Consider the following 21399-nt stretch of genomic DNA (forward strand, 5'->3'; position numbering starts at 1 on the left):
CCGAAGTCTTCGAAGAGCAGCTACGCTCACTCCAACAACCCGGTGTTGCAACGACCGGTTGAAACCAGGCAGTACGTGTCGTTGGCCTACACCGACGCGCTCGTGACCGCGGGAGTGACCGCGTCGGTCGGCACCGTCGGAGACTCCTACGACAACGCTCTCGCAGAGACCGTCAACGGGCTCTACAAGGCCGAGCTGATCCGCAACAAGGGCCCCTGGGCCGGCATCAGCGACGTCGAGATCGCCGTCGCGGAATGGGTCGAGTGGTACAACCACCGACGCCTGCACGGCGAGCTCGGCTACCTACCCCCGGCCGAGTACGAGACCAACCACTCCGCTAACCACCACCAGGCGAGCTCACCCGAGCTCGCCACACACGGGAGTCTCCACGAAACCCGGGGCGATACAGCCGCTACACCGGTGGTGGGACAATAGTGTGCACGAGCGGGAGGAATGTCATGGCAGCTTCCATCGATCTGGAATACCCGTTCACTGGCCGCTGGATCGTCCAGAACAGCCCCGCCAACCGAGTACCCAGCCATGGCACGGCGCTGCTGGCCACGTCCTACGCCATCGACTTCGTTCCCGCCGATGGCGCCGGGCGCTCCGCACCCATCACGTTCAGTTCGTTCATACGACCCGAACCGGCAGAGAAGTTCTCGGGCTTTGGCCGCATGCTCCTGACGCCTGTCGAAGGGATCGTCGTCTCCGCGCACGACACCGAACCCGACCACCCTGCATATCGCGGACTACCGTCTATCGGCTATGCCCTCACCCAGCAACGCCGAGCCCGAGCAGGGTGGATCGCACTTGCCGGTAACCACGTACTCATCGAGTCCGATGGTGTCGTGGTCGCCCTCTGCCATCTCCAGCAAGGCAGCCTGAAAGTCCGGACGGGACAGCGCGTGCAGATAGGCACCGGGCTCGCGCGCTGCGGGAACTCCGGCAACAGCACCGAGCCGCACGTCCACATCCAAGCGATCACCACCCCCGATATCGAGCGCGCCGCAGCCGTGCCCCTCACGTTCAGGGGCACCCTCCCGCGCAACGGAGCGGTCATCGACATCAGCGATTAGTGGTGTCAAACACAACATGTGGTACTTCCAGCCCCCGCTGGCCCCACCAACACATCCACCACCCGGCCTGAGACCGCGACCGACGCCAAGGCTGCGGCCTGGTCGGGACCGAGCATTCGGCCCTCGGCATCGGGGCGTCTGCTGATGGTTTCGACGATAGCGAGGTCGATGCTCGGGCCAGTCGTGGCACGGGCCCGTTGCAGGAGGCGGTCTTCTGCCGTGAGGAGGGTGTCGGAGGAGAACACGGTCGAGTGCTTCGGACGGAACACGCTGGTGCCGTCGGGGCGGCGGAACTCCACCGGGCTGGTCGCCAGCTCGGGTGGGGTCAGGCGCAGGGACGCCTGTTCAGCGGCGTCGGCGACCATTGCGGTGATGGCTTCGCGGTCCTCGACGCTGGCGAACCGCCACCCCATCGTTTGGCGGGCGGCTTCGGCCATCAGGTTCCAGCGCCGCCACGTCGAACGCTTCTCACCGACCACCTCCACCACCGACCGCCCCACCTGCTCGATCAGATCCAACGGCACATCATCAGCCCGCAACAGCAACTGCCGCTCCCCACCCATGACGGCGCGCGCCCACACCGTCGTATCCACACCGAGCTGCTGGCTGGCGCGGGTGCGCCACTCAGTTGTTAGCTCCGCAAGCGAGCGGACCTGCTTATCCGGACGCGTCGCGAGCGTGGCCTGGGCGCGCAGTTTCACGATGGTCGCCGACGACGGGCGCTTGCCATGCTGAGTCACGTAGTCAGCAATCAACGCGTCGGTCGCCTCGTTGATGTGCCGGGAGCGGGTCGAGAACTCCGCCACCAGGTCTTCGGGGACATCGACGATCGCCCATGACGGGTTCCGGTCCCGGCCCATCTCCCGCGACTCCCAGCTCACGCCGAAGGTGCGGGTCATGTGATCGGCGAACACGGCCTCGTGCAGCTCCGACAACGCCACGACCGCGGCATGCATCGGACGCCCATCCAGACTACGCCACTTCCCATCCAACACCGTGCGGACCTTGTTGCTGATCACCACATGCGTATGCAAGTGAGGGTCCCCGGCCCGGGAATCGAAGTGATCAAACACCGTCGCGATCAAACCCGTGACATCGACCTGTGCAACCGCGCCATCCCCAGCAGTTGCACCCGTGCGGGTGGCTGCAACCTCGCGCTCCATGAACGCAACCACCGCCGCAACCGCCTCATGATGGGCCTGCGCAATCAACGCCTGCGTCCCCGCGTCCGCAACCGCCCACAACACCGACGCCGACTTGGGCACACTGAACGTGAAATCAAACCCCGCCACCGCACGCCGCGACCCCGCGCAGCCTCCTCAGACTCGATCTGCACCACCCTCCGCCCTCGCTTTACAGGGCTCAGCGACGGGTCCAGTTCCGCGATACGGTCCGCAACCCGATCCGCCGTCGAGCTATACACCGGATACGCCCGCCCCAACGGCACACCCGGTGAACGGGTCCCGCCCCATCCCCACCAGAAGCTGAAGCTGCGCCTCCGACACCTGCGCACCCGGCGTGAGTTCACCATGCCCCAGGGCGGCCACGCCCGAACCGAGCCAGCGCCCGGGTGGAGTGCCAGCCTCGGCGTAATAACGAGTCAGCGGAGTCGACAGCGACCGGTCACCATCACCAGCCGCCACGGTGCGCAGCGGGTACCTATAGCCGTCACCAGCCGACATCACCCGCATCGACACCGTCATACTCAGCAGGTGAGCCAGACCAGCGGCCTTTTGAACCGCCGGGCACCGGAGTAGGCGTCGAGTGCTCCGTACCCAATCGGCATCCCGCTTGGTTGATCCGATGACAAGACTCTGTAGACTGGGTCCGTGACCATTTGAGCGTTTCCCTGACCTGCGTCCGAGGCCGTCTGCCCGGCAGGTTTCGTCACGGCCTCGGGATCTTGCTCATGCCTCACGTACTTGGTTCATCGTCGTTCACTGCCGCGGGCTCGCATCTACGGGTGGAGGGTCTCTCGTTCTCCTATCCTGATCGGCGGGTCCTCACAGATGTGTCGTTCGTCGTGCCTGCCGGTGCCCGAGTAGGACTCATCGGGGAAAACGGGTCGGGTAAGTCGACGTTGCTGAAGGCGATCGCCGGAGTCTTGGAGCCTGCATCGGGAACGGTCACCGTGAATGCGCCGGATGCCGATGCGCCGGTGTTCGGGCTGCTACATCAGGAGCACCCGTTCTCTGCTACCGAGACCATCGATAATGCTATCGAGACCGCGGTCGCGCCGTCTCGTTGTGCCGCCGAAGAGGTCAGCAGGCTCGGCGTCGCCCTTGCAGACCGCCCCGACGATCCTGTCACGGCCGACGACTACGCACGTGCCCTGGAGACGGCCGAGCGCCTTGGAGCGTGGGAGATCGACGCGAGGATTTCCGGCATGATGGCCGGTCTCGGGATCGGGGACATCGACCGCCGCCGGCTTGTAGGAGCGCTCTCCGGAGGGCAGCGAGCTCGGCTCGCCCTAGTGTGGCTGCTGCTAAATGCACCGGATGTGCTGCTACTGGATGAGCCGACAAATCACCTCGATGATGCCGCGACCGCCTATCTCGTCAGCGTGCTCACGGCGTGGCGGGGTCCGCTGCTGATCGCCAGTCACGATCGGGCCTTTCTCGATGAGACGGTCACGTCGCTGCTCGATCTCGACCCTTCGCCACTCCCGCACGCGGTCGCGGGGCCGCTGGTTCACGACGGCACGGGAACCGGGATCGGCCTCACCCGTTTCACAGGCAGCTACAGCGACTACCTGACCGCACGAGCTGAAGCACGGCAGAGGTGGGAACGGCAGTATCGCGATGAACAGGCCGAGCTTTCCCGGCTTCGTAAAGCGGTGAAGGATCAGCAGACGGTGGGGCACTCGGATTGGCGCCCGCGTACCGAGGTACGCACGGCACAGAAGTTTTACGCTGACCGCAACGCGCAGGTCGTATCTCGCCGCGTCAACGACGCTCGCGCACGCCTGACGGACCTTGAAGACCGCCAGATCCGGAAGCCGCCACGGGAACTCGAATTCCGGGGGCTCACCGTTGCTGGCGCCCCGCGTGCCATCGGCGCCCTTGAACCCGTGCTCACCACCGTCAACGTAACGCTGAAAAATCGGCTCCCGGCCACGTCGTTCAGCATCAGCCGAGGCGAGAAGTGGCTCATAACCGGCCCGAACGGGTCGGGCAAATCGACCTTGCTCGGCCTGCTCGCCGGCACGCTGGAACCCAGCAGCGGGCAGGTCACTCGCGCACCGGTCGACCGCGTAGGGCTGCTTGCGCAAGAGACCGCCCTACCTGACCCCTACGATCGCGGTCCGGCTCGCACCGCACTCGACGCCTACACGGATCTGGTCGGCATGGAGCGTGCGGCACGAGTGCCGCTGGGCACCTTCGGACTGGTTGCTGGTCGAGACCACAATCGATGCGTGCAGGAACTCAGCGTCGGCCAACAGCGTCGCCTTACCCTTGCGGTACTCCTGGCTGACCCCCCAGAGATCCTGCTGCTGGATGAGCCGACCAACCACTTTTCGCTCAGCCTCGTCACCGCGCTCGAATACGCACTCGCCCAATACCCTGGCACTGTCGTCGTTGCATCACACGACCGGTGGCTGCGCAAACGATGGAAAGGCCAGCGGTTGACGCTGCCCGAAACAGGATGACAATCACATTCCACAACGTCGCGACGCAAGGTGCCCGCGTCGGCGCAGTAGCACGTCAACAGAGTCAGCATCGCCACCCTGAGTCAACCCCCCTGGTCGCCACACAGGAGAGCCGGCAGCCTCCCAACCTCGATCTGCAAGAGGCGTGGCAGATCTGTCGAGGTCTCTCACGGAACGAATCTCGATGATGCCGAGGCTCTGCGGCCGTGGGTTAGCTCGGGATTCGTACTGGCCATCATTGATACGGATCTCCGCGTCTTTGGGCAGAGACGGTATATTGAGTCGCTGACCGGCAGCGGGGTCACCTACGCTGGTGGGCATGTTGTTCTACGGCACTGCTTCGCTGCGTCTGCGCAGCCGCTAACAGCGGCGGGCACCCTCCACAGGTTGTTGCTCCCGCACCCGGTGATCACGGCCGGGCGGCTCTTTCAGCGTGCCCGGCTCCGCAACAACCACGGAGCAAACAGTGCCTACCTATCGTGGTGGCCGTCATGAGCACGGCCAGAACTTCCTGACTGACCCATCCACCATTGCCACGATCACACGGCTCGTGGCTGCCACCGAGGGCCCGATCATCGAGATCGGCCCCGGTGACGGAGCACTCACCACCCCGCTGGCCCAGCTCGGGCGACCGGTGACAGCCGTCGAGATCGACACCAGGCTCGCCCAACGCTTGACCCAACGACTCCCGTCGCACGTGGAGGTCGTCGCCGACGACTTCCTGACCTACAGGCTTCCAACATCTGCGCATGTGCTCGTCGGCAACCTGCCGTTTCACCAGACCACGGCCATACTGCGCCGCATCCTGCACTCCCCGGCATGGACCGATGCAATCGTGCTCGTGCAATGGGAAGTCGCGCGGCGCAGAGCGGGTGTCGGCGGTGCCACGATGATGACGGCGCAATGGGCGCCTTGGTTCGAGTTCACGCTGCACAGTCGTGTTCCCGCTCGCACGTTCACCCCGCGTCCGGGAGTCGACGGCGGAATCCTCACCATCCACCGTCGCGAACATCCGCTGCTGTCCCCGACACGGCGACGCCAGTTCCACGCCTTGGTCCACCGCGTCTACACCGGCCCCGGCCGCGGGCTGGCCCAGATCCTCGCGCGCACCACCTCACTCGGGTCACCACAGACCGCACAGGCGTGGCTGACACGCCACGGCATGACCGCTGCAGGACTTCCGAAGGACATGCCCGTCGAGGCATGGGTGGACTTGTTCAAGACCACAGGTTCTTCACCGCCTGCACACCGTGCGCAGACGCAGCAGGTGAAGTCGAGGAGGCGCCGTCGATGACCATCGCTGCGCGGCACCAGGCCTGCCGCTATACGTCAACAGCTAGGAGTGCCACGGAGCACCGTTCCGGTGAAACATCGACAGAACTGGCAGCGCGGCTGCTTGCAGAAGCACCTCAACGGGATTGGCGGCTCCGTGACCTTGCCGCGCTGGTTCACCTCTCGGTGTCACAGCTCGGCAGAGCGTTCACACAACGATTCGGGATGCCGCCCATGCGGTACCTGGCTCACATTCGGGCCCATCGGCTGGCTGAGCTCCTGGTCGAGACTGATCTTCCAATCGGCGTCGCCACGACAAAAGTCGGGTGGCGCAGCCGTGGGCATGCCGCACGGCAGTTCACCGACGTCGTCGGGATCAGCCCGTCCGAATATCGCCGCACTGCGATTGGGCGCACTCTCACGGAGACCAGCCCGTGGCCATCAGCAACGCAGGGCAGCCCCGAATCAGAAGGCCCCCTCACGACAGGAGTGCCGTGATGCCGTCGGAGAGAATCTCGCGTGGGCTGATGTGGTGCGTCGCGTGGAGCCGCGCATAGGTAGGAGCTTGGTCAGGGTCAATGGCGACGCGCTTCTCGTCAGACGCCATGGGTGCGGTCAGGGAGGCGCCAATCACCAGGTTGGACAATCGGTAGGCAGTTCCCAGCGGATCCGGGGTACCCGCTTGTTCGAGCAGGACGCACATCCGCTCGGAAAGGGCCAGGTACGCCGGGCCCCTGGGAGCGCGCATACCGATGACCTGACCGGCCCACCGGTGGGTCGTGAGGTGCGCGAAGAAGGCGTGTATCAGGGCAGGCAGGTCGGCGTTGCGGATCGACTCGGACATCACGGGATCGTCTGCAAGCGCTGTGTCGAGGGCGAGGTCGAACAGATCGTCGACGGATTCGACGCGGGAGTACAGGCTGGCTGGAGCGACACCCACCTGTTGCGCCACAGATCGCAGGGTGAGGGCCCTCAACCCGCCTTCGTCCAGCAGCCTCACCGACGCCCTCGCAACCTCCACGATGTCCACTGCGCGGAGGCGTCGCACAGGTTTGCGGTGTTCCCAGTAGCTCACCCCACCAGCCTAACCAAACACGCTTCAGTTAGCTATCCACTCTATGTTAGTTTTAGCGCATGCTGGATGCCACCACCCTTCCGATCACCTATGAGAACACTCGCCTACGCCCCCTCTCAGAGCTGGACGCAGACACGTATGCAGCCGGCACCAAGGATGAAGCTGTGCGGCGCTTCGGCCACCTGCCCGAGCCCGACTACACCCCCGAGTCCGTGCAACGCATGATCCGCGAAGAAGTTGCGGCGGGCCTGTCGTCGGGCACCTTGGCAGTCCTCGCACTTGCCGACGCCGAGACGGACCGGTTCGTGGGCTCCTTGGTGCTCTTCGACGTCAGCTCCGAGGCCGCCGAGGTCGGATTCTGGATTCACCCCGATGCACGCGGAGAGGGGCACGCCCGTCGAGGACTGGAGCTGGCATCGCGCTTCGCACACAACAGTGGACTTCGAACCTTGACGGCACGCACACTCCCGGAGAACAAGGCCTCCCAGCGATGCTTGACGACCGCAGGGTTCCGTGAGGTCGAGCGATCCGTAGGGACCACGCCAGCAGGACAGGACCAGGAGTTGTTTCATTACAGGCGCGATCTCAAGCCCACCGCCCAGTGGCCGTTGGTGACGGAGCGACTCCATCTCCGTCCGCATAACGTCGACGATGCCGAATGGCTTCACGAGCTGTACTCGCGACCCGACGTTGCCCGCTACCTGTTGGACGAGCCATGGACCGCAGAAGTCACCCGCGAAAAGCTCGCCGAGCGGCTAGCGAAGACTGACATCGATGGCGACACTGGTGCGCTTGCGCTGGTCATCGAACATGACGGCGTCCCGATCGGAGACGTCGCCCTCTGGCTCACCGATCACGAACAGCGCCAAGGCGAGATCGGGTGGGTCCTCGACCCGGACCACAGTGGGCGCGGCTTCGCCAGCGAAGCCGTCCGAGCAGTAATCGCCCTCGGGTTCGACCACTACAAACTCCACCGCATCACCGCGCAGATGGATGCCCGCAACAGCGCCTCGGCAACACTCGCTCGTCGTGTCGGGCTCCGGCTCGAAGCACATCACGTCCAGGACTGGTTCAGCAAGGGCGAATGGACCGACACCCTCATCTTCGCGCGACTTGCCTCCGAGCACATGCCCCAATGATCGGGAGTCTGACTTCATGCTCCCTTCCTTGCAGGTTCACTGCTTTCCCATGTCGGGACTGTAAGAAAAACGGTGTGTGAGGGTCCGGCCTGATCCGAAAGGAGACGGCCGTGACCGACTTCACGACAGACAGGACAGAGGAGATGACCGATCCCGTGACGGGAGAGATCATCGATCAGAAGGACCTCGCCGAGCGGCTGCTGGCCCAGGCGAAGGAGCAAGGCGTGAGTCTGGTCGGCCCAGGCGGGCTGCTGAACCAGCTAACGAAGAACGTCCTAGAAACCGCCCTGGAAGCCGAACTGACCGAACACCTGGGCCACGACCACGGGCAGACCCCGATCGCGGCCAACATGCGCAACGGGACCCGAGTGAAGACCGTGCTGACCGAGATCGGCCCCGTCGAGATCGAGGTGCCTCGGGACCGGGACGGGTCCTTCGAGCCGGTGATCGTGCCCAAGCGCAAGCGGCGCCTGGACGGGATCGATCAGATCGTCCTCTCCCTGTCGGCCCGCGGGCTGACCACCGGGGAGATCGCGGCGCACTTCGAGGAGGTCTACGGGGCCAGGGTCTCCAAGGACACCATCAGCCGGATCACCGAGAAGGTCGTCGGCGAGCTGGCCGAGTGGTCTTCGCGCCCCCTGGACCCGCTCTACCCGGTGCTCTTCGTCGACGCGATCGTGGTCAAAGTCCGCGACGGGCAGGTGCGCAACACCCCGTTCTACGTCGTCATGGGCGTCACCGTGCACGGGGAACGCGACATCCTCGGGATCTGGGCCGGTGACGGCGCCGAGGGCGCCCGGTTCTGGCTGCGGGTCTTCTCCGAGCTGAAGAATCAGGGCGTCGAGGACGTGCTCATCGCCGTCTGTGACGGACTCAAGGGCGTGCCGGAGGCGATCAACACCACCTGGACGCAGACGGTGGTTCAGCAGTGCATCGTGCACCTGATCCGCAACAGCTTCCGCTACGCCGGCCGCCAACACCGCGACGGGATCGTCAAGGCGCTCAAGCCGGTCTACACGGCCCCGTCCGAGGCCGCGGCGAAGGACCGGTTCACCGAGTTCAAAGCCGAGTGGGGCCAGCGGTATCCGGCGATCGTGCAGCTGTGGGAGAGCCCCTGGGCGGAATTCGTGCCGTTCCTGGAGCACGACGTGGAGATCCGCCGGGTGATCTGCAGGACGAACGTGATCGAGTCGATCAACACCCGTTACCGGCGGGCGGTGCGGGCGCGCGGGCACTTCCCGAATGAGGCTGCTGCGCTGAAGTGCCTCTACCTCGTCACCAGATCTCTTGATCCGAGCGGTGGCGGTAGAGCACGCTGGGTGATGAGGTGGAAGCCGGCGCTGAACGCGTTCGCGATCACCTTCGCCGGACGGTTCGAGAGAACCACTCACTGATGAGAACCGCCGGGCCCCACACACCGTTTATCGGACAGTCCCCACCAGCATCGACGCCCCGGCCCACGTCACCGCAGAAACAAAACTGCCCCGCCATCAGGCGGGGCAAGTTTCGATTTTCTCATCTTACGTGGAGCTGAGGGGACTCGAACCCCTGACCCTTTGCATGCCATGCAAATGCGCTACCAGCTGCGCCACAGCCCCTTGTTGTTGCTCCGAAACTTTATCACGTCCTGTGCGGGATGATCCCGGGGTGAACACGTCCCGTTGGTTCGGTGTTCGTTCCCCGTTCGGACAACGCTGTAGATCTTAGGACGAATGGTCGCCAGCTCGCAAATCGAGGATTCAGCGGACGGCTGGCACCGTGAGATCACCACTTGGTGATGAGATCACCCACAACGGGGTGTCATCTCATCAGCAGCCGGTGATCTCACGCCTGGGTTGCGGCCGAGGCGCCGTCGTCCTCTGAGCCAGCCGAGTCAGCTGGGTCAGTCGGGTCAGCCGCGGAGTCCGTGGTTTCCAGGCCAAGGTCCAAAACCGGGGACTCGTTCCACAGGCGCTCCAGGGCGTAGAAGGCGCGGTCTTCCTCGTGCTGGACGTGGACAATCACGTCTCCGTAGTCCAGCAGCACCCAGCGACCTTGGCCCTTGCCCTCACGGCGGATGGGTCGGATGTCGTGCTCCTGAATCAGGGCGTCCTCGATGGCGTCCACCACTGCACTGACCTGACGCTCGTTGGAGGCCGATGCCACAAGGAAGGAATCCACGATCCCCAAGGCATCGCTGACGTCCAGGGCCACAAGGTTCTCGGCCTGTTTTTCATCAGCCGCACGGGCCGCGGTACGCAGGTAGGACATGGAAGTTTCCGGAACGGTCATGGAGTGGTGAGTTCCTTTCTCACAGAAGAATCATCAGGACAATCACAGCAACAGCCAGCAGCACCACGGCCGCCAGCACCAGCATGATCGTCTTCAGGTGCGAGGACTGCCGGTAGTCCTCCGGGTCCATCAATTCCAGCCCTTGGGCATCCAGCGCACTCACGGGCTGTGCCGGTTCGGGTTCTGCCTGGCCGGCATCAATACCGGCCGCGGTCTCCACGTCTGCCTCAGCAGGCGACTGAGCCTCAGGGCCGGCCTGGAATTCAGCCCCGGTTTCAGGCACGGATTTTGGTTCGTCCGCTGGCTTGGCGTCCAGTTCAGGTTCGGATACAGGCTCTGCCTCGGGCTCAGGTTCAGCCTGCACCGGTTCCTGGTCATCAGCACCCGCGGGCGAGTCCGCAGCCTCAGCCGCACCAGAGTCGGCCGCTGGGGTTTCCGGGGCTGCCTCCACATCGGGTTGGGCGATGACTTCAGGTTCGGGGACCACATCCGGCGCAGCATCCAGATCAGGCTCAGCCACATCAGCCGAACGCTCGCCCCGCAAATCACGGCGACGCACCTGGTCCGCCGGGATGGACGCCGTCATGGGTTGTGCATCATCGGAAGCGCCAGAGCTCTCCGCCATGGCACGTTCCGCCACCATGCGGTCCTCGTCAGAGGACAGGGCGGCACGGGAGGCCAGCTGGGCCATGCGCATCTGCTTCTGTGCCAGGTCCTCATCCACGTGTTCGGGATCAGCGGACTGGTTCTGCGCCAGGTCCTCGGCATGCTGTTCCATCTGCTCACGCAGCAGCGCCAAGCGCCGGGGGCCCAAAGGCTTCTCAGCGTTGGAATCCGGGGCACCGCCACCCAGGTCAATCTCTGGGGCGGGCAGGTCCAAGGCTTTGGACTCAAAGTTCACCACGTCCGGGACGGTGATGTCCCCGGGCGATGGTTCACCGTTCTCCAAGAATCTGTCCTGGCTCATACAGCAGTCTCTTTCGAATCCTGAACGGGATCGGTCACGGGTTTGGCGGCCTGGGCAGTGGGGCCGCCGGTCTTGTCAGGGGCAGGCTGGTAGAGCCCGTATTTGGCGATGTACTGGACCACTCCGTCCGGAACCAGGTACCAGACCGGCTTGCCATCGGCCACTCGTTCCCGGCAGTCGGTGGAGGAGATCGCCATGGCGGGGACCTCCATCAAGGTGACGCCGCGGGCGCCGTCGGGAACCGTCAGTTCATGTCCCGGGCGTGTGACCCCCACAAAATTGGCCAGGTCCCACATCTGCTCCGCACCGTGCCACCCCAGGATTTCACTCATCACGTCGGCGCCGGTGATGAAGAACAAGTCCGAATCCGGGCGCTGCGCGTGCAGGTCCTTGAGGGTGTCGATGGTGTAGGTGGGACCCTCCCGGTCAATGTCCACGCGGGACACACTGAACCTGGGGTTGGAGGCCGTGGCAATCACGGTCATCAAGTAGCGGTGCTCCGCATGGGAGACTTTCTTGCCGGCCTTCTGCCACGGCTGACCCGTGGGAACAAACACCACTTCATCCAGATCGAACACCGCAGCCACCTCTGATGCGGCCACCAAGTGCCCGTGGTGAATGGGGTCGAACGTGCCGCCCATGACACCCACACGGGTGCGTCCGACGACTCTGGGAGGGACGTCGATGGATTGGGCAGAATTCACGTGGTGACTACAGTTCAGCGGCTGCGCTTGGACTCGTACTGGGCCACGGCGTGAGCCTCGTCCGCGGGCAGAGCAGCGGGGTCGGCATGGTGGCCCGTGGCCTCGGGCAGGGTGCTGCGCGGGCTGAAGGTCCAGGTGATCACAAACAGGCCGATGAACGTCAAGAAGGCGATGATCCCGAACCAGTGCGCTTCCATGGGCAGCTCGTTGACAATGTGGGCGCCCTCTTCGGCCGCCTGGATCAGTGCGCTCGACTGCAGCATGTGAGCCCTTTCGGTAACAGTTTCCGTGTGGTGGGGTGGACGGGCCCAGCCGTGATCAGCAGACCCGCAGCCGTTGCCCTCCGAATTTCTTTGAGTCCCATGGTAACCGCATGCACCCACGTTGGTGCGTGGCTGCACGGGCCCACGGTCAACGCGTCACTTACGGATGTGCCCGTCCCCGCGCACAATCCACTTGGTGGTGGTCAGCTCCTCCAGACCCATGGGTCCACGAGCGTGCATCTTCTGCGTCGAGATCCCGATTTCGGCACCCAGCCCCAGCTGACCGCCGTCGGTGAAGCGCGTGGAGGCATTGACCATGACCGCAGCAGCATCAACGGAGGCAATGAACTCCTCAGCATTGGCCAGATCGTTGGTCACAATGGCCTCGGTGTGTCGTGTGGTCCAGCGTTCAATGTGGGCCACGGCCTCCTGGAGACTGTCCACCACCTTGACCGCAAGGTGGGCATCCAAGTACTCGGTGCCCCAGTCCTCGTCGGTTGCCGCGGGCGCCTGCACCCCACCGGGCAGCATCTTGGCCGCACGGTCATCCACGTGCAGCTGGACCCCCGCCTTGGTCAAGGCCTCCAACACAGCCGGTCCCGCTGCGGCATCCTTGTGCAAAAGCAGGGTCTCAGCCGTGTTGCAGGTGGAGTTGCGGTGGGTCTTGGCATTCACGACGACGTCCACGGCCATCTTCTGCGGCGCGGAGGCATCCACGAACACGTGCACGTTGCCCTCCCCGGTTTCAATCACCGGCACGGAGGCGTTCTGGACCACCGACTGGATCAAACCGTGACCACCGCGCGGAATCAACACATCCACCTTGCCGCGGGCACCCATCAGGGCGGTGGCTCCGTCACGCCCGTGGTCGTCAATGGACTGAACGATGTCCACGGGCAGCTTCTGATCTGCCAGGGCATCACGAATGATGCCCACCAACGCGCGGTTGGACTCCAGGGCTGCCGAACCACCGCGCAAGAGCACCGCGTTGCCGGATTTCAAGGCAATGCCGGTGATGTCCACAGTCACATTCGGCCGGGCCTCGTAAATGGCACCCACCACGCCCATGGGCACCCGGACCTGACTCATGCGCAGACCGTTGGCCAGGGTCTGGCCGCGGACCACAGAACCCACAGGATCCGGCAGGGCAGCCAGTTCCCGCAGGGCATCGGCCAGTCCCCCAATACGGGTCTGATCCAGCTTCAACCGATCCAGCAGGGCAGACGAGGTGCCGTTGTGCTCCCCGCGCTGGAGGTCCCTCTTGTTGGCCTCGATGATGGCGGCAGACTGCGCCTGGATGCGGTCCGCAATGTGCAGCAGTGCCGCATCCTTGCGCCCCCGTGTGGCCCGGGCCAGGGATCGGGCGGCCACGCGGGCGTCATCAGCCATGAATCCCACGGCTGTCACAGGATCTTCACCGAAAGTCTCATGGGTGAGCTTGGCAGAGGCGGTCTGTTCTGACATGGACTTGAAGCTCCTGGGATCTCAGATCGGATCGTGACTACGTGCTGTTGATCGGGTCAGGCTTTTACCTGCGGCACCGCGTGGGTCTGACCGGCGGTGCCACCACGAACTCTGGTCTTGGTGGACTTGGAACGCATGGTCACCAGATTGTCCACGTGAACCAGTTCACGTTCATAGCGTGAACCCAATTCTTCACCAAGTTCGCTGGTGGATTTGCCCAACATGTCCGGAATTTCATGCGCCGAGTAATTGCAGATGCCGTGGGCGATTTCCCGGCCTTCGGCATCCACCAGGGAAACGGGGTCTCCCGCGTGGAAATCTCCAGACACGGCAGTGACCCCAGCCGGCAACAAGGACTTGCGCCGACCCACGGCCCGCACGGCGCCGTCGTCGAGCACCAGGTGACCCTTGATGTCCGCAAGATGGGCCAGCCACAGCAGGCGTGCGTTGCGCCGCCCACCGGTGGTGGCAAACCACGTGCCAACATCCGCGCCCTGCAGTGCCGGTTCAATGTTCTGCGCGGAGGTGACCAGCGCGGGAATCCCGGAGGAGGCCGCGATACGGGCGGCCTGCACCTTGGTCACCATGCCGCCGGATCCCACCCCGGCGCGGCCCACCGTGCCGATCTGGACACCCTCCAGGTCCTTGACGGGGTCCCGGACCATTGCAATGCGCTCCCCACCGTCCTGCGGAGGCTTGGTGTAGAGGGCATCGACGTCAGAGAGCAGCAGCAAGACGTCAGCTTTGATCAGGTGTGCCGTGAGCGCGGCAATGCGATCGTTGTCACCGAAGCGAATCTCCTGGGTGGCCACGGCGTCATTCTCGTTGACGATCGGCATGACACCCAGATCCAGCAACCGCTCGATCTGACGGTGGGTGTTCATGTAGTGGTGCCGCTTCATCAGGTCCTCAGCGGTGACCAGAACCTGACCCACTGTGACCCCGTACCGGGCCAGGGAATCGATGTAGCGGCCCATGAGCAGCCCCTGCCCCACGGAGGCCGCGGCCTGCTGAGAGGCCAGATCCTTGGGCCGCCGGGAAAATCCCAGCGGCGCCAGCCCGGCAGAAATGGCGCCGGAGGAAACGAACACCACCTCTTTGCCGTGGGACTTCAGACTGCCCAGGGCGGCCACAATGCGCTGCACAGCGGCCTCGTCAATCGAGTTCTGGATGCTGGTCAACGACGACGACCCCACCTTGACCACAATGCGCTTGGCCAGGTGAATCTGATCGCGCTGCTCAATGGGCGAACGCCGGTTCTTGCCGCGATTCTCCGCACTGAGCTGAGAGGCCGACTTGGCAGCCATCCCTTCCAAGGCTTCAACGTCGATTTCCTGCACCCGTGTGCGCATGCTCTCCGGTGTCCTTCCCACTGCCGTCACCTGATGCTGATGGGTCTCATTCGGACTCGCGCTTGCGGGCCCGGCGCTCGTCCACGGACTCGGTCCACATCCCGGCCAAACGCTCCGCCTCCAATTCGTCACGGGCTGCGGCTTTGGCGTCCATACGTTCGTAGTATTCACGACGACGCTGCTCACGCGTGGGCCGGTGGTCCTCTGACAAGCGGGGATCCGTGCCACGCGGGGAGGCCAACAGTTCGGCACCACCCAACATGGTGGGCTCCCAGTCAAAGACCACACCGTTTTCCTCGGGGCCGATCAGCACGGCGTCACCGGGGCGGGCGTTCATCTTGAACAGCTCCTCCTCGATCCCGAGCTTGGCAAAGCGGTCAGCCAGGTAGCCAATGGCTTCCTCGTTGTTGAAGTCGGTCTGCAGCACCCACTTCTCCGGCTTCTCTCCGCGCACGTGCCAGATGGGTTCCAGGGAGCGTTCCTCCCGGGTGATGGTGAATTCCTTGGCTCCACCGCGTACGGCCTTGGGACTCAGTACCACGCGTGCCGGCTCGGCATCAGGTTCCTGTTCCCGGCCCTCCTGCACAATCTGGCCCATGGCAAAGGTCAGTTGCTTGAGACCTTCATGGGAGGCCGTGGAAACCTCAAAGACCCGGTAACCCTTCTCCTCCAACATGGGACGCACGAACTCCGCGAGCTCACGAGCCTCCGGGACATCAATCTTGTTGAGCACCACCAGGCGCGGACGCTCCAACAGGGGCACGGAGCGGCCGCCGTCCAAACGGCCGTCCACGGCGTAGGCAGCCAGTTCCGATTCGATGATTTCCAGATCGGAGATCGGATCCCGTCCCGGTTCCAGCGTGGCGCAGTCCAGCACGTGCACCAGGGCAGCACAGCGCTCCACATGGCGCAGGAACTGCAGACCCAGGCCCTTGCCCTCGGATGCGCCTGCAATCAGTCCGGGAACGTCAGCCACCGTGTAGCGGTAGTCCCCCGCCTCCACCACACCCAGGTTGGGCACCAAGGTGGTGAACGGGTAGTCCGCAATCTTGGGGCGAGCCTTGGAGATGGCCGCAATCAGGGAGGACTTGCCTGCCGACGGGTAACCCACCAGGGCGATGTCTGCAAGGGACTTCAGTTCCAGCACGACGTCGTTCGCCTGCCCGGGCAACCCCAACAGGGCAAAGCCCGGCGCCTTGCGCTTGGGAGAGGCCAGGTGCGCGTTGCCCAGTCCACCCTGGCCACCGGAGGCGGCCACGTACTCGGCGCCGATTCCCACCAGGTCAGCCAGCACGTTGCCGTCACGGTCCTTGACCACCGTGCCGTCCGGGACGGAGAGGATGAGGTCCTCCCCCACGAACCCTTGGCGGTGATCGCCCATGCCGGGTCCACCGTTGGGTGCTGCGCGGTGCGGTGAGCGGTGGTAGTTGAGCAACGTGGTGGTTTGACCGTCCACGCGCAGGATCACGGATCCGCCGTCGCCGCCGTTGGCGCCGTCAGGGCCGCCCAAGGGCTTGAACTTCTCGCGTTTGACGGACACGCACCCGTGGCCGCCGTTACCGCCGCTGGTGTGCAACACCACGCGGTCGACGAACTCTGCCATGGATTCTCCTCGTGTGGATGGTTGGCCCCGTGGACCCGGCATGTTGCGTCGGTGTCCCGTGGAGCCCAGAAAAGTTGTGTGTAAACAAGAGTAGAGGGCGGGCGCACATGGCACCCACCCTCTACTTCATGCAGTGAGCGTGATGCACGGGTTCACCGTGCATCAGCAGGACCGGGCAGGTCAGCAGCGTGACAGCTGCGCGCCTGTGCCGGTCGGAAATCACTCGGCGGTTGCGGCCTCAACCACGTTGACGACCTTGCGACCGCGCTTGGTGCCGAAGGCAACCTCACCGGTGGCCAGTGCGTACAAGGTGTCGTCCTTGCCGCGGCCAACGTTGGCGCCGGGGTGGAACTTGGTTCCGCGCTGGCGAACGATGATGGAACCGGCGTTGACCTTCTCGCCACCGAAGCGCTTGACGCCCAGGTACTGCGGGTTGGAGTCACGGCCGTTGCGGGTGGAGCTGGCGCCCTTCTTGTGTGCCATGTCTAATGCCTGCTTTCGCTAGGTGGCCCCTGGATGAGCGTTCGCTGCTGCGTGACGCTGCGGGCCGGGCTGGTTGGGTGTGGGGACCGAACGCCTCAGGCGTCGATGCCGGTGACCTTCACGGTGGTCAGCTCGGCACGGAAGCCCTGGCGCTTCTTGTAACCGGTCTTGTTCTTGAACTTCTGAATGCGGATCTTGGGACCGCGCAGGTCCTCAATCACCTCGGCGGTGACCTTCACGCCGGACAGGGACTTGGCATCGGAGGTGACCTTGTCACCGTCAACCAGCAGAACTGCCGGAAGCTCGATGGTGCTGCCTGCATCACCAGCGACACGGTCGATGGTTACCAGGTCTCCAACTGCAACCTTCTCCTGGCGGCCGCCAGCGCGGACAATCGCGTACACCACTTGGAACTCACTTCTCTCGAGACGAAACGAAACTGTCTATGGCGAGCGTGTTCCCTTCACGGACCAAGGAGTCGTGCACATCCGCATCAAGACCGGCCAGTGGGATGGAGACGATGGTCAGGACCGATGTGCAAAAGGTCAGGAACTACACCCGGTGTGCGTGCCGCGCTCCGCGCTGAAGCTATGGACGGTAGTTCTGGGGGCTCGCAGGCCACGCACCAGGGATCGAGAATACGGTATGCCCGCAACCTGCGGCAAGCATCTGTGTCCCGCGAGTCGTGCATGCGAGCAGGCTCACGTTCCGGACGGCTCCCGTGACGGTCCCCCACGATCGCAGGGGTCACGGAAGAACTGCTCCTCCAACTCGCAGGCCCGGTGGAACGCCGTGCGCATCTGTTCTTGAACCTGCGGTGACACCCCGCGTGCCACATGATCGACGAGGACGCGAGCGCGCTGCGCGGCGTCGGTGAACACCGGATCCGAGTAGGCACTGATCCATGCGGCGTAAGGGTGCTCCGCGGCTGACACACCTGGGGCCTGTTGTGCCAACTGCTCACCGATCCAGGCGTAGAGCCAGTAACACGGAAGCACTGCTGCAACCCCCACCGCCCAGTCACGTGATTGGGTGGTGGCCAGCAGGAACTCCGTGTACTCGCTGGTCACACGACTGGCGGACACCTCCGCTCGGGTATCCACTAGCGTGGTGTGCAGCTGTGCTGTTTCTCGAGCACAGCCGGCAGCTCCTTCTGCAAGGAACGCCCTCCACTGTTCTTCCGGTGCCCTCACGGCCAGCTGTGCCAGTGCCACGGAGTAGTCCTGGAGGTAGAGCAGGTCCTGGGCCAAGTAATCCAGGAACACCGCGTGAGGCATGGATCCCTCCGCCAGCGAGGTCACGAACGCACCCTTCTGGATTCGGTCGCGAACATCAACGGTTTGATCCCACAGTGACTGCGTGAAAGAACCATCGTGACCGGCGTCCGTGGCGGCATCGGAGCCAACGCCTTGAGTCAGTGCCTGTGTCTGCACCATCCGGTCCACCAGATCTGCCAGGTGGTGCCCGTGATGCACAGGGCCGTTGCCACCGCCGACGTCCAGGAGGTCTGCCTGCTGGATGGCCTCCCGCAACCAGGATCTGGCAACAGCAACGCTGGCGACCCAGTCCCCCGTGCGTGCCGCCAGAACTGCCACGGCCGTGGACAGAGTGCACCCCGTGCCGTGCGTGTTGCGCGTGTGGATCTTGGGGGCACTTGCCTGGAACGCAGGTGTGGTTGCCCCTGGCGTTACCAGCGCATCAGGAGTGTGGTCACCAGCCAGATGACCACCCTTGACCAGCACCCTGACCTGGTAGGTGTCCGCCAACTGTTGACCTTGGCTCAAGGCCTGCATCCAGGACGTGGCCTCTTCCACATCCAGCAGAACAGCCAGTTCCGGAAGGTTGGGAGTCACCAGATCTGCCAGGTGCAGCATGTCCCGCATGGCGGATTCGGCGTCGTCGTCCAGCAGGCGCCCACCAGCGGTGGCGATCATGACTGGATCCAGGACCACCACCGGGGGCCGGTTGGCCGTGAGCCACTTCTTGACGGTGTGGATCACGGGGACGGAACCCAGCATGCCGATCTTGACCGCGTCCACCGTGACGTCATCGGACACGGCGTCGAGTTGGGCCGTGAGCACCTCCAGCGGCGGGACGTGAATGGAATGAACACCGCGGGTGTTCTGGGCGACCACGGCGGTGATCGCGCTCATTCCGTAACCGCCCAGAGCAGTGATGGTCTTGAGGTCTGCCTGCTGACCTGCCCCGCCCGTGGGGTCCGTGCCGGCTATGGAGAGCACCCGGGGTACACGTCGCGGTGTGATGGCTGGACCGGTTTCCGGGCGTGAGCATGGAGTGTCTGTGGTGGTCATCGCCCGATCACCTCCCGGTACGAGCGGGCGGCTTCTTGCGGGTCATCGGCCGCGCAGATCCCGGACACCACGGCCAGACCATCGGCACCGGCCTCCATCAGGGGTGTGATGTCCTGGACTTTGACCCCTCCAATGGCCACGGCCGGTACCGAACACAGTGACCTGGCGCGGGCAAAGCCCTCCACACCCAAGGGTTCGGGGTGATCGGGCTTGGTCTGTGTGGCGTGCACGGCACCGATCCCGGCGTAATTGACCAATCCCGTGGGCAGCTGCTGATCCAGCGCCACGAATTCCTCCGGCGTTGCTGCCGAGAGACCCACCACCGCCTCAGGGCCGCAGATGGCGCGGACATCCCGTACGGGCAGATCGGACTGGCCCACGTGCACCCCGGCCACGGCTTCTCCCCGGTTCCGGGCTGCCAGGTACACATCCACCCGGTCATCCACCAGCACCGGTACGCGGTGCCCAACCCGCCGCGCCACCTGACAGGTCAAATCCAGCAAGTCCCGTCCACCCACGGTCTTGGAGCGAACCTGCACCATGGTGACCCCACCGGCCACGGCGGCCTCCACAACCTCGGCCACGCTGTGGGGCGCGCTGAGCTCGGTGTCCGTGACCAGATAGAGCAGAAGGTCATCTGCGGAGAAACGGTTGTGGGTACTCACAGGGCCACCTCCGCACATGTCACGGCACCCTGAGAGGCCAAAGCCTCAGGGGCCAGGGAATTGAGCTGATCCAAGAGTTCGACGGCAAAAGAACCGGGTCCATTGGCTCGGGCAGCAGCATGTTCAGCCGCCACCTCCCACAACACACTTCCGGCAACAGCGGCCTCCACGGGATCCGCCTGCACGGCCAGACAGGCCGCAATCACAGCGCCCAGCGCACATCCGCCGCCTGTCACCTGAGTGAGGTAGCGGTGACCGTGGGGTACATGCCACGCCACCTCACCGTGGTCGGTGGCACCCACAATCAGGTCCACCTCCCCGGAGATGGCAACTGCCTGGACACCGTGGTCCGTGAGCAGGGTTCGCGCAGCATCCAGAGCATCCCCAGGTTGATCCGTGGTGTCCGTGCCACGGCCCCCGGCCCCGCCGCACAGCCCGATGATCTCGGAGGCGTTTCCCCTCACCACTGCGGGCTTGAACTGCAGCAGGTCACGTGCCAAATGGGTTCGGACGGCAAGTGAGCCCACGGCCACGGGATCCAGAACCCACGGTGTGCCGGTTTCCTGACACACTGCGGCTGCTTCCACCATGGCTTCACGCTGTTCCGGGGTGGGCGTGCCCAGATTGATCAGAACGGCATCCGCGATCCGGGCAAAATCACCGGACTCCCCCACAATGTCCGTCATGGCAGGAGCAGCACCGGCTGCCAACAGCGCATTGGCCGTGAAGTTGGTGACCACCGCATTGGTCAGGCACTGCACCAGCGGGCGCTGCCGCTTGAGGTCAGCCAGTGCTGTGGACAGGTGGTCTGATGGAAATGGAGAGCCAGGGGCAACCGTGTGCGTCATGGCGACAATCCCTTCGCTAGTACGAGCTAGATCAGGTTCAACGGGTGTGCTCTCAGCCGCGCCTTGCATGCGCGGCACCCCGTGTCACTGGTAACCCACCTTAGCTTTGCCCAGTCCGGTACGCAGCCCCTGAACCTCAAATCGCTGCCCACGTTCACCCACCGCACAGACCAGTGGCCCCGCCCACACCGCCCGGACCCGGCCCCCCCCCGGGGGGGGGCCGGCCCTCTTCGCGCGCGGCCCCCGGGGTGCGGCC

Annotated in this window: 20 protein-coding genes, 1 tRNA gene, 1 pseudogene and 1 riboswitch; of the genes and pseudogenes, 7 read left to right on the forward strand and 15 right to left on the reverse strand. The window is 64.5% G+C overall.

All coding sequences use genetic code 11. The annotated features are described in order from the left end of the window. Together GTW58_RS14570 and GTW58_RS06405 are read left to right on the forward strand one after the other, a co-directional pair. A partial coding sequence (locus GTW58_RS14570; RefSeq protein WP_245195103.1) for an integrase core domain-containing protein occupies nucleotides 1–435 on the forward strand: 435 nt, incomplete at its 5' end. 23 nt (nucleotides 436–458) lie between these two features. Beyond that, entirely contained in the window at nucleotides 459–1076 is a 618-nt protein-coding gene (locus tag GTW58_RS06405) for a M23 family metallopeptidase (protein WP_119932700.1), read from the forward strand. Between the two features lie 5 nt (nucleotides 1077–1081). Here GTW58_RS06405 and mobF read toward each other — a convergent pair. After that, a pseudogene (gene mobF, locus GTW58_RS06410) lies at nucleotides 1082–2779 on the reverse strand (MobF family relaxase). A 260-nt stretch (nucleotides 2780–3039) separates the two neighbouring features. On the opposite strand from mobF, the gene GTW58_RS06415 reads away from it, so the two are divergent. From GTW58_RS06415 to GTW58_RS15095, 3 genes are all read left to right on the forward strand, one after another. Continuing rightward, complete coding sequence (locus tag GTW58_RS06415) at nucleotides 3040–4725, forward strand: ATP-binding cassette domain-containing protein (protein WP_119932752.1); 1686 nt, start codon at nucleotides 3040–3042, stop codon at nucleotides 4723–4725. A 466-nt stretch (nucleotides 4726–5191) separates the two neighbouring features. Next, nucleotides 5192–6019, forward strand: a complete 828-nt coding sequence (gene erm, locus GTW58_RS06420; protein ID WP_119932702.1) for a 23S ribosomal RNA methyltransferase Erm — start codon at nucleotides 5192–5194, stop codon at nucleotides 6017–6019. Next, the gene (locus GTW58_RS15095; protein WP_157980469.1) at nucleotides 6016–6495 is read left to right on the forward strand and encodes a helix-turn-helix transcriptional regulator; all 480 of its coding nucleotides are present in this window, start codon (nucleotides 6016–6018) and stop codon (nucleotides 6493–6495) included. Before erm ends, GTW58_RS15095 begins: the two co-directional genes overlap by 4 nt. On the opposite strand, the gene GTW58_RS06430 is transcribed toward GTW58_RS15095, so the two are convergent. Continuing rightward, nucleotides 6476–7027: a TetR/AcrR family transcriptional regulator gene (locus GTW58_RS06430; RefSeq protein WP_342453295.1), complete on the reverse strand. Its 552-nt coding sequence runs from the start codon at nucleotides 7025–7027 to the stop codon at nucleotides 6476–6478. The genes GTW58_RS15095 and GTW58_RS06430 overlap by 20 nt on opposite strands. 104 nt (nucleotides 7028–7131) lie before the next feature. Here GTW58_RS06430 and GTW58_RS06435 point away from each other — a divergent pair, with 104 nt between their 5' ends. Beyond that, nucleotides 7132–8211: a GNAT family N-acetyltransferase gene (locus GTW58_RS06435; RefSeq protein WP_119932703.1), complete on the forward strand. Its 1080-nt coding sequence runs from the start codon at nucleotides 7132–7134 to the stop codon at nucleotides 8209–8211. A gap of 143 nt (nucleotides 8212–8354) precedes the next feature. Further along, entirely contained in the window at nucleotides 8355–9605 is a 1251-nt protein-coding gene (locus tag GTW58_RS06440; protein WP_119932754.1) for an IS256 family transposase, read from the forward strand. Nucleotides 9606–9736: 131 nt separating this feature from the next. Here the strand turns inward: GTW58_RS06440 and GTW58_RS06445 are convergent. From GTW58_RS06445 to thiM, 13 genes are all read right to left on the reverse strand, one after another. Then, nucleotides 9737–9809: transfer RNA gene (locus GTW58_RS06445), tRNA-Ala, on the reverse strand. A 226-nt stretch (nucleotides 9810–10035) separates the two neighbouring features. Next, complete coding sequence (gene rsfS / locus GTW58_RS06450; protein ID WP_119932704.1) at nucleotides 10036–10482, reverse strand: ribosome silencing factor; 447 nt, start codon at nucleotides 10480–10482, stop codon at nucleotides 10036–10038. Between the two features lie 19 nt (nucleotides 10483–10501). Then, nucleotides 10502–11449, reverse strand: coding sequence for a hypothetical protein (locus tag GTW58_RS06455; protein WP_119932705.1), 948 nt, complete (start codon nucleotides 11447–11449; stop codon nucleotides 10502–10504). Next, nucleotides 11446–12153 carry a nicotinate-nucleotide adenylyltransferase gene (nadD, locus tag GTW58_RS06460; RefSeq protein WP_255349606.1) on the reverse strand — a complete coding sequence of 236 codons (708 nt, stop codon included), beginning with the start codon at nucleotides 12151–12153 and terminating at the stop codon, nucleotides 11446–11448. Before nadD ends, GTW58_RS06455 begins: the two co-directional genes overlap by 4 nt. A 14-nt stretch (nucleotides 12154–12167) precedes the next feature. Then, nucleotides 12168–12416, reverse strand: coding sequence for a hypothetical protein (locus GTW58_RS06465; protein ID WP_047692395.1), 249 nt, complete (start codon nucleotides 12414–12416; stop codon nucleotides 12168–12170). A gap of 156 nt (nucleotides 12417–12572) precedes the next feature. After that, nucleotides 12573–13880, reverse strand: a complete 1308-nt coding sequence (locus GTW58_RS06470) for a glutamate-5-semialdehyde dehydrogenase (protein ID WP_119932706.1) — start codon at nucleotides 13878–13880, stop codon at nucleotides 12573–12575. A gap of 56 nt (nucleotides 13881–13936) precedes the next feature. Further along, nucleotides 13937–15232 (reverse strand): glutamate 5-kinase, encoded by a 1296-nt coding sequence (gene proB / locus GTW58_RS06475; protein WP_119932707.1) that lies wholly within the window; start codon nucleotides 15230–15232, stop codon nucleotides 13937–13939. Nucleotides 15233–15278: 46 nt separating this feature from the next. Further along, on the reverse strand, nucleotides 15279–16835 hold the full coding sequence (gene obgE / locus GTW58_RS06480) for a GTPase ObgE (RefSeq protein ID WP_119932708.1): 1557 nt from the start codon (nucleotides 16833–16835) through the stop codon (nucleotides 15279–15281). 219 nt (nucleotides 16836–17054) lie between these two features. Further along, nucleotides 17055–17318, reverse strand: coding sequence for a 50S ribosomal protein L27 (gene rpmA / locus GTW58_RS06485; RefSeq protein ID WP_047689264.1), 264 nt, complete (start codon nucleotides 17316–17318; stop codon nucleotides 17055–17057). Between the two features lie 95 nt (nucleotides 17319–17413). After that, nucleotides 17414–17725 (reverse strand): 50S ribosomal protein L21, encoded by a 312-nt coding sequence (gene rplU / locus GTW58_RS06490; RefSeq protein WP_047689266.1) that lies wholly within the window; start codon nucleotides 17723–17725, stop codon nucleotides 17414–17416. 294 nt (nucleotides 17726–18019) lie between these two features. Continuing rightward, on the reverse strand, nucleotides 18020–19630 hold the full coding sequence (locus GTW58_RS06495; RefSeq protein ID WP_119932709.1) for a bifunctional hydroxymethylpyrimidine kinase/phosphomethylpyrimidine kinase: 1611 nt from the start codon (nucleotides 19628–19630) through the stop codon (nucleotides 18020–18022). Beyond that, nucleotides 19627–20295, reverse strand: coding sequence for a thiamine phosphate synthase (gene thiE, locus GTW58_RS06500; protein ID WP_232818004.1), 669 nt, complete (start codon nucleotides 20293–20295; stop codon nucleotides 19627–19629). Before thiE ends, GTW58_RS06495 begins: the two co-directional genes overlap by 4 nt. Further along, nucleotides 20292–21143: a hydroxyethylthiazole kinase gene (gene thiM / locus GTW58_RS06505; protein WP_119932711.1), complete on the reverse strand. Its 852-nt coding sequence runs from the start codon at nucleotides 21141–21143 to the stop codon at nucleotides 20292–20294. The genes thiE and thiM overlap by 4 nt, the downstream gene beginning before the upstream one ends. Beyond that, nucleotides 21134–21235, reverse strand: a riboswitch (TPP riboswitch). Its footprint overlaps the gene before it by 10 nt. Nucleotides 21236–21399: the final 164 nt, after the last annotated feature.

Origin of the sequence: Kocuria subflava, from assembly GCF_012163155.1 — a bacterium.
Classification (GTDB): domain Bacteria; phylum Actinomycetota; class Actinomycetes; order Actinomycetales; family Micrococcaceae; genus Kocuria; species Kocuria subflava.

What these genes read in the sequence shown, in the direction of transcription:
- GTW58_RS06440 (WP_119932754.1), top strand. Translation starts at nt 8,355, where the DNA reads ATGACCGATCCCGTGACGGGAGAGATCATCGATCAGAAGGACCTCGCC.
- GTW58_RS15095 (WP_157980469.1), top strand. Translation starts at nt 6,016, where the DNA reads ATGACCATCGCTGCGCGGCACCAGGCCTGCCGCTATACGTCAACAGCT.
- GTW58_RS06435 (WP_119932703.1), top strand. Translation starts at nt 7,132, where the DNA reads ATGCTGGATGCCACCACCCTTCCGATCACCTATGAGAACACTCGCCTA.
- proB (WP_119932707.1), bottom strand. Translation starts at nt 15,232, where the DNA reads ATGCGCACACGGGTGCAGGAAATCGACGTTGAAGCCTTGGAAGGGATG.
- GTW58_RS06495 (WP_119932709.1), bottom strand. Translation starts at nt 19,630, where the DNA reads ATGACCACCACAGACACTCCATGCTCACGCCCGGAAACCGGTCCAGCC.
- GTW58_RS06455 (WP_119932705.1), bottom strand. Translation starts at nt 11,449, where the DNA reads ATGAGCCAGGACAGATTCTTGGAGAACGGTGAACCATCGCCCGGGGAC.
- rpmA (WP_047689264.1), bottom strand. Translation starts at nt 17,318, where the DNA reads ATGGCACACAAGAAGGGCGCCAGCTCCACCCGCAACGGCCGTGACTCC.
- GTW58_RS06405 (WP_119932700.1), top strand. Translation starts at nt 459, where the DNA reads ATGGCAGCTTCCATCGATCTGGAATACCCGTTCACTGGCCGCTGGATC.
- thiM (WP_119932711.1), bottom strand. Translation starts at nt 21,143, where the DNA reads ATGACGCACACGGTTGCCCCTGGCTCTCCATTTCCATCAGACCACCTG.
- GTW58_RS06470 (WP_119932706.1), bottom strand. Translation starts at nt 13,880, where the DNA reads ATGTCAGAACAGACCGCCTCTGCCAAGCTCACCCATGAGACTTTCGGT.
- obgE (WP_119932708.1), bottom strand. Translation starts at nt 16,835, where the DNA reads ATGGCAGAGTTCGTCGACCGCGTGGTGTTGCACACCAGCGGCGGTAAC.
- rsfS (WP_119932704.1), bottom strand. Translation starts at nt 10,482, where the DNA reads ATGACCGTTCCGGAAACTTCCATGTCCTACCTGCGTACCGCGGCCCGT.
- GTW58_RS06465 (WP_047692395.1), bottom strand. Translation starts at nt 12,416, where the DNA reads ATGCTGCAGTCGAGCGCACTGATCCAGGCGGCCGAAGAGGGCGCCCAC.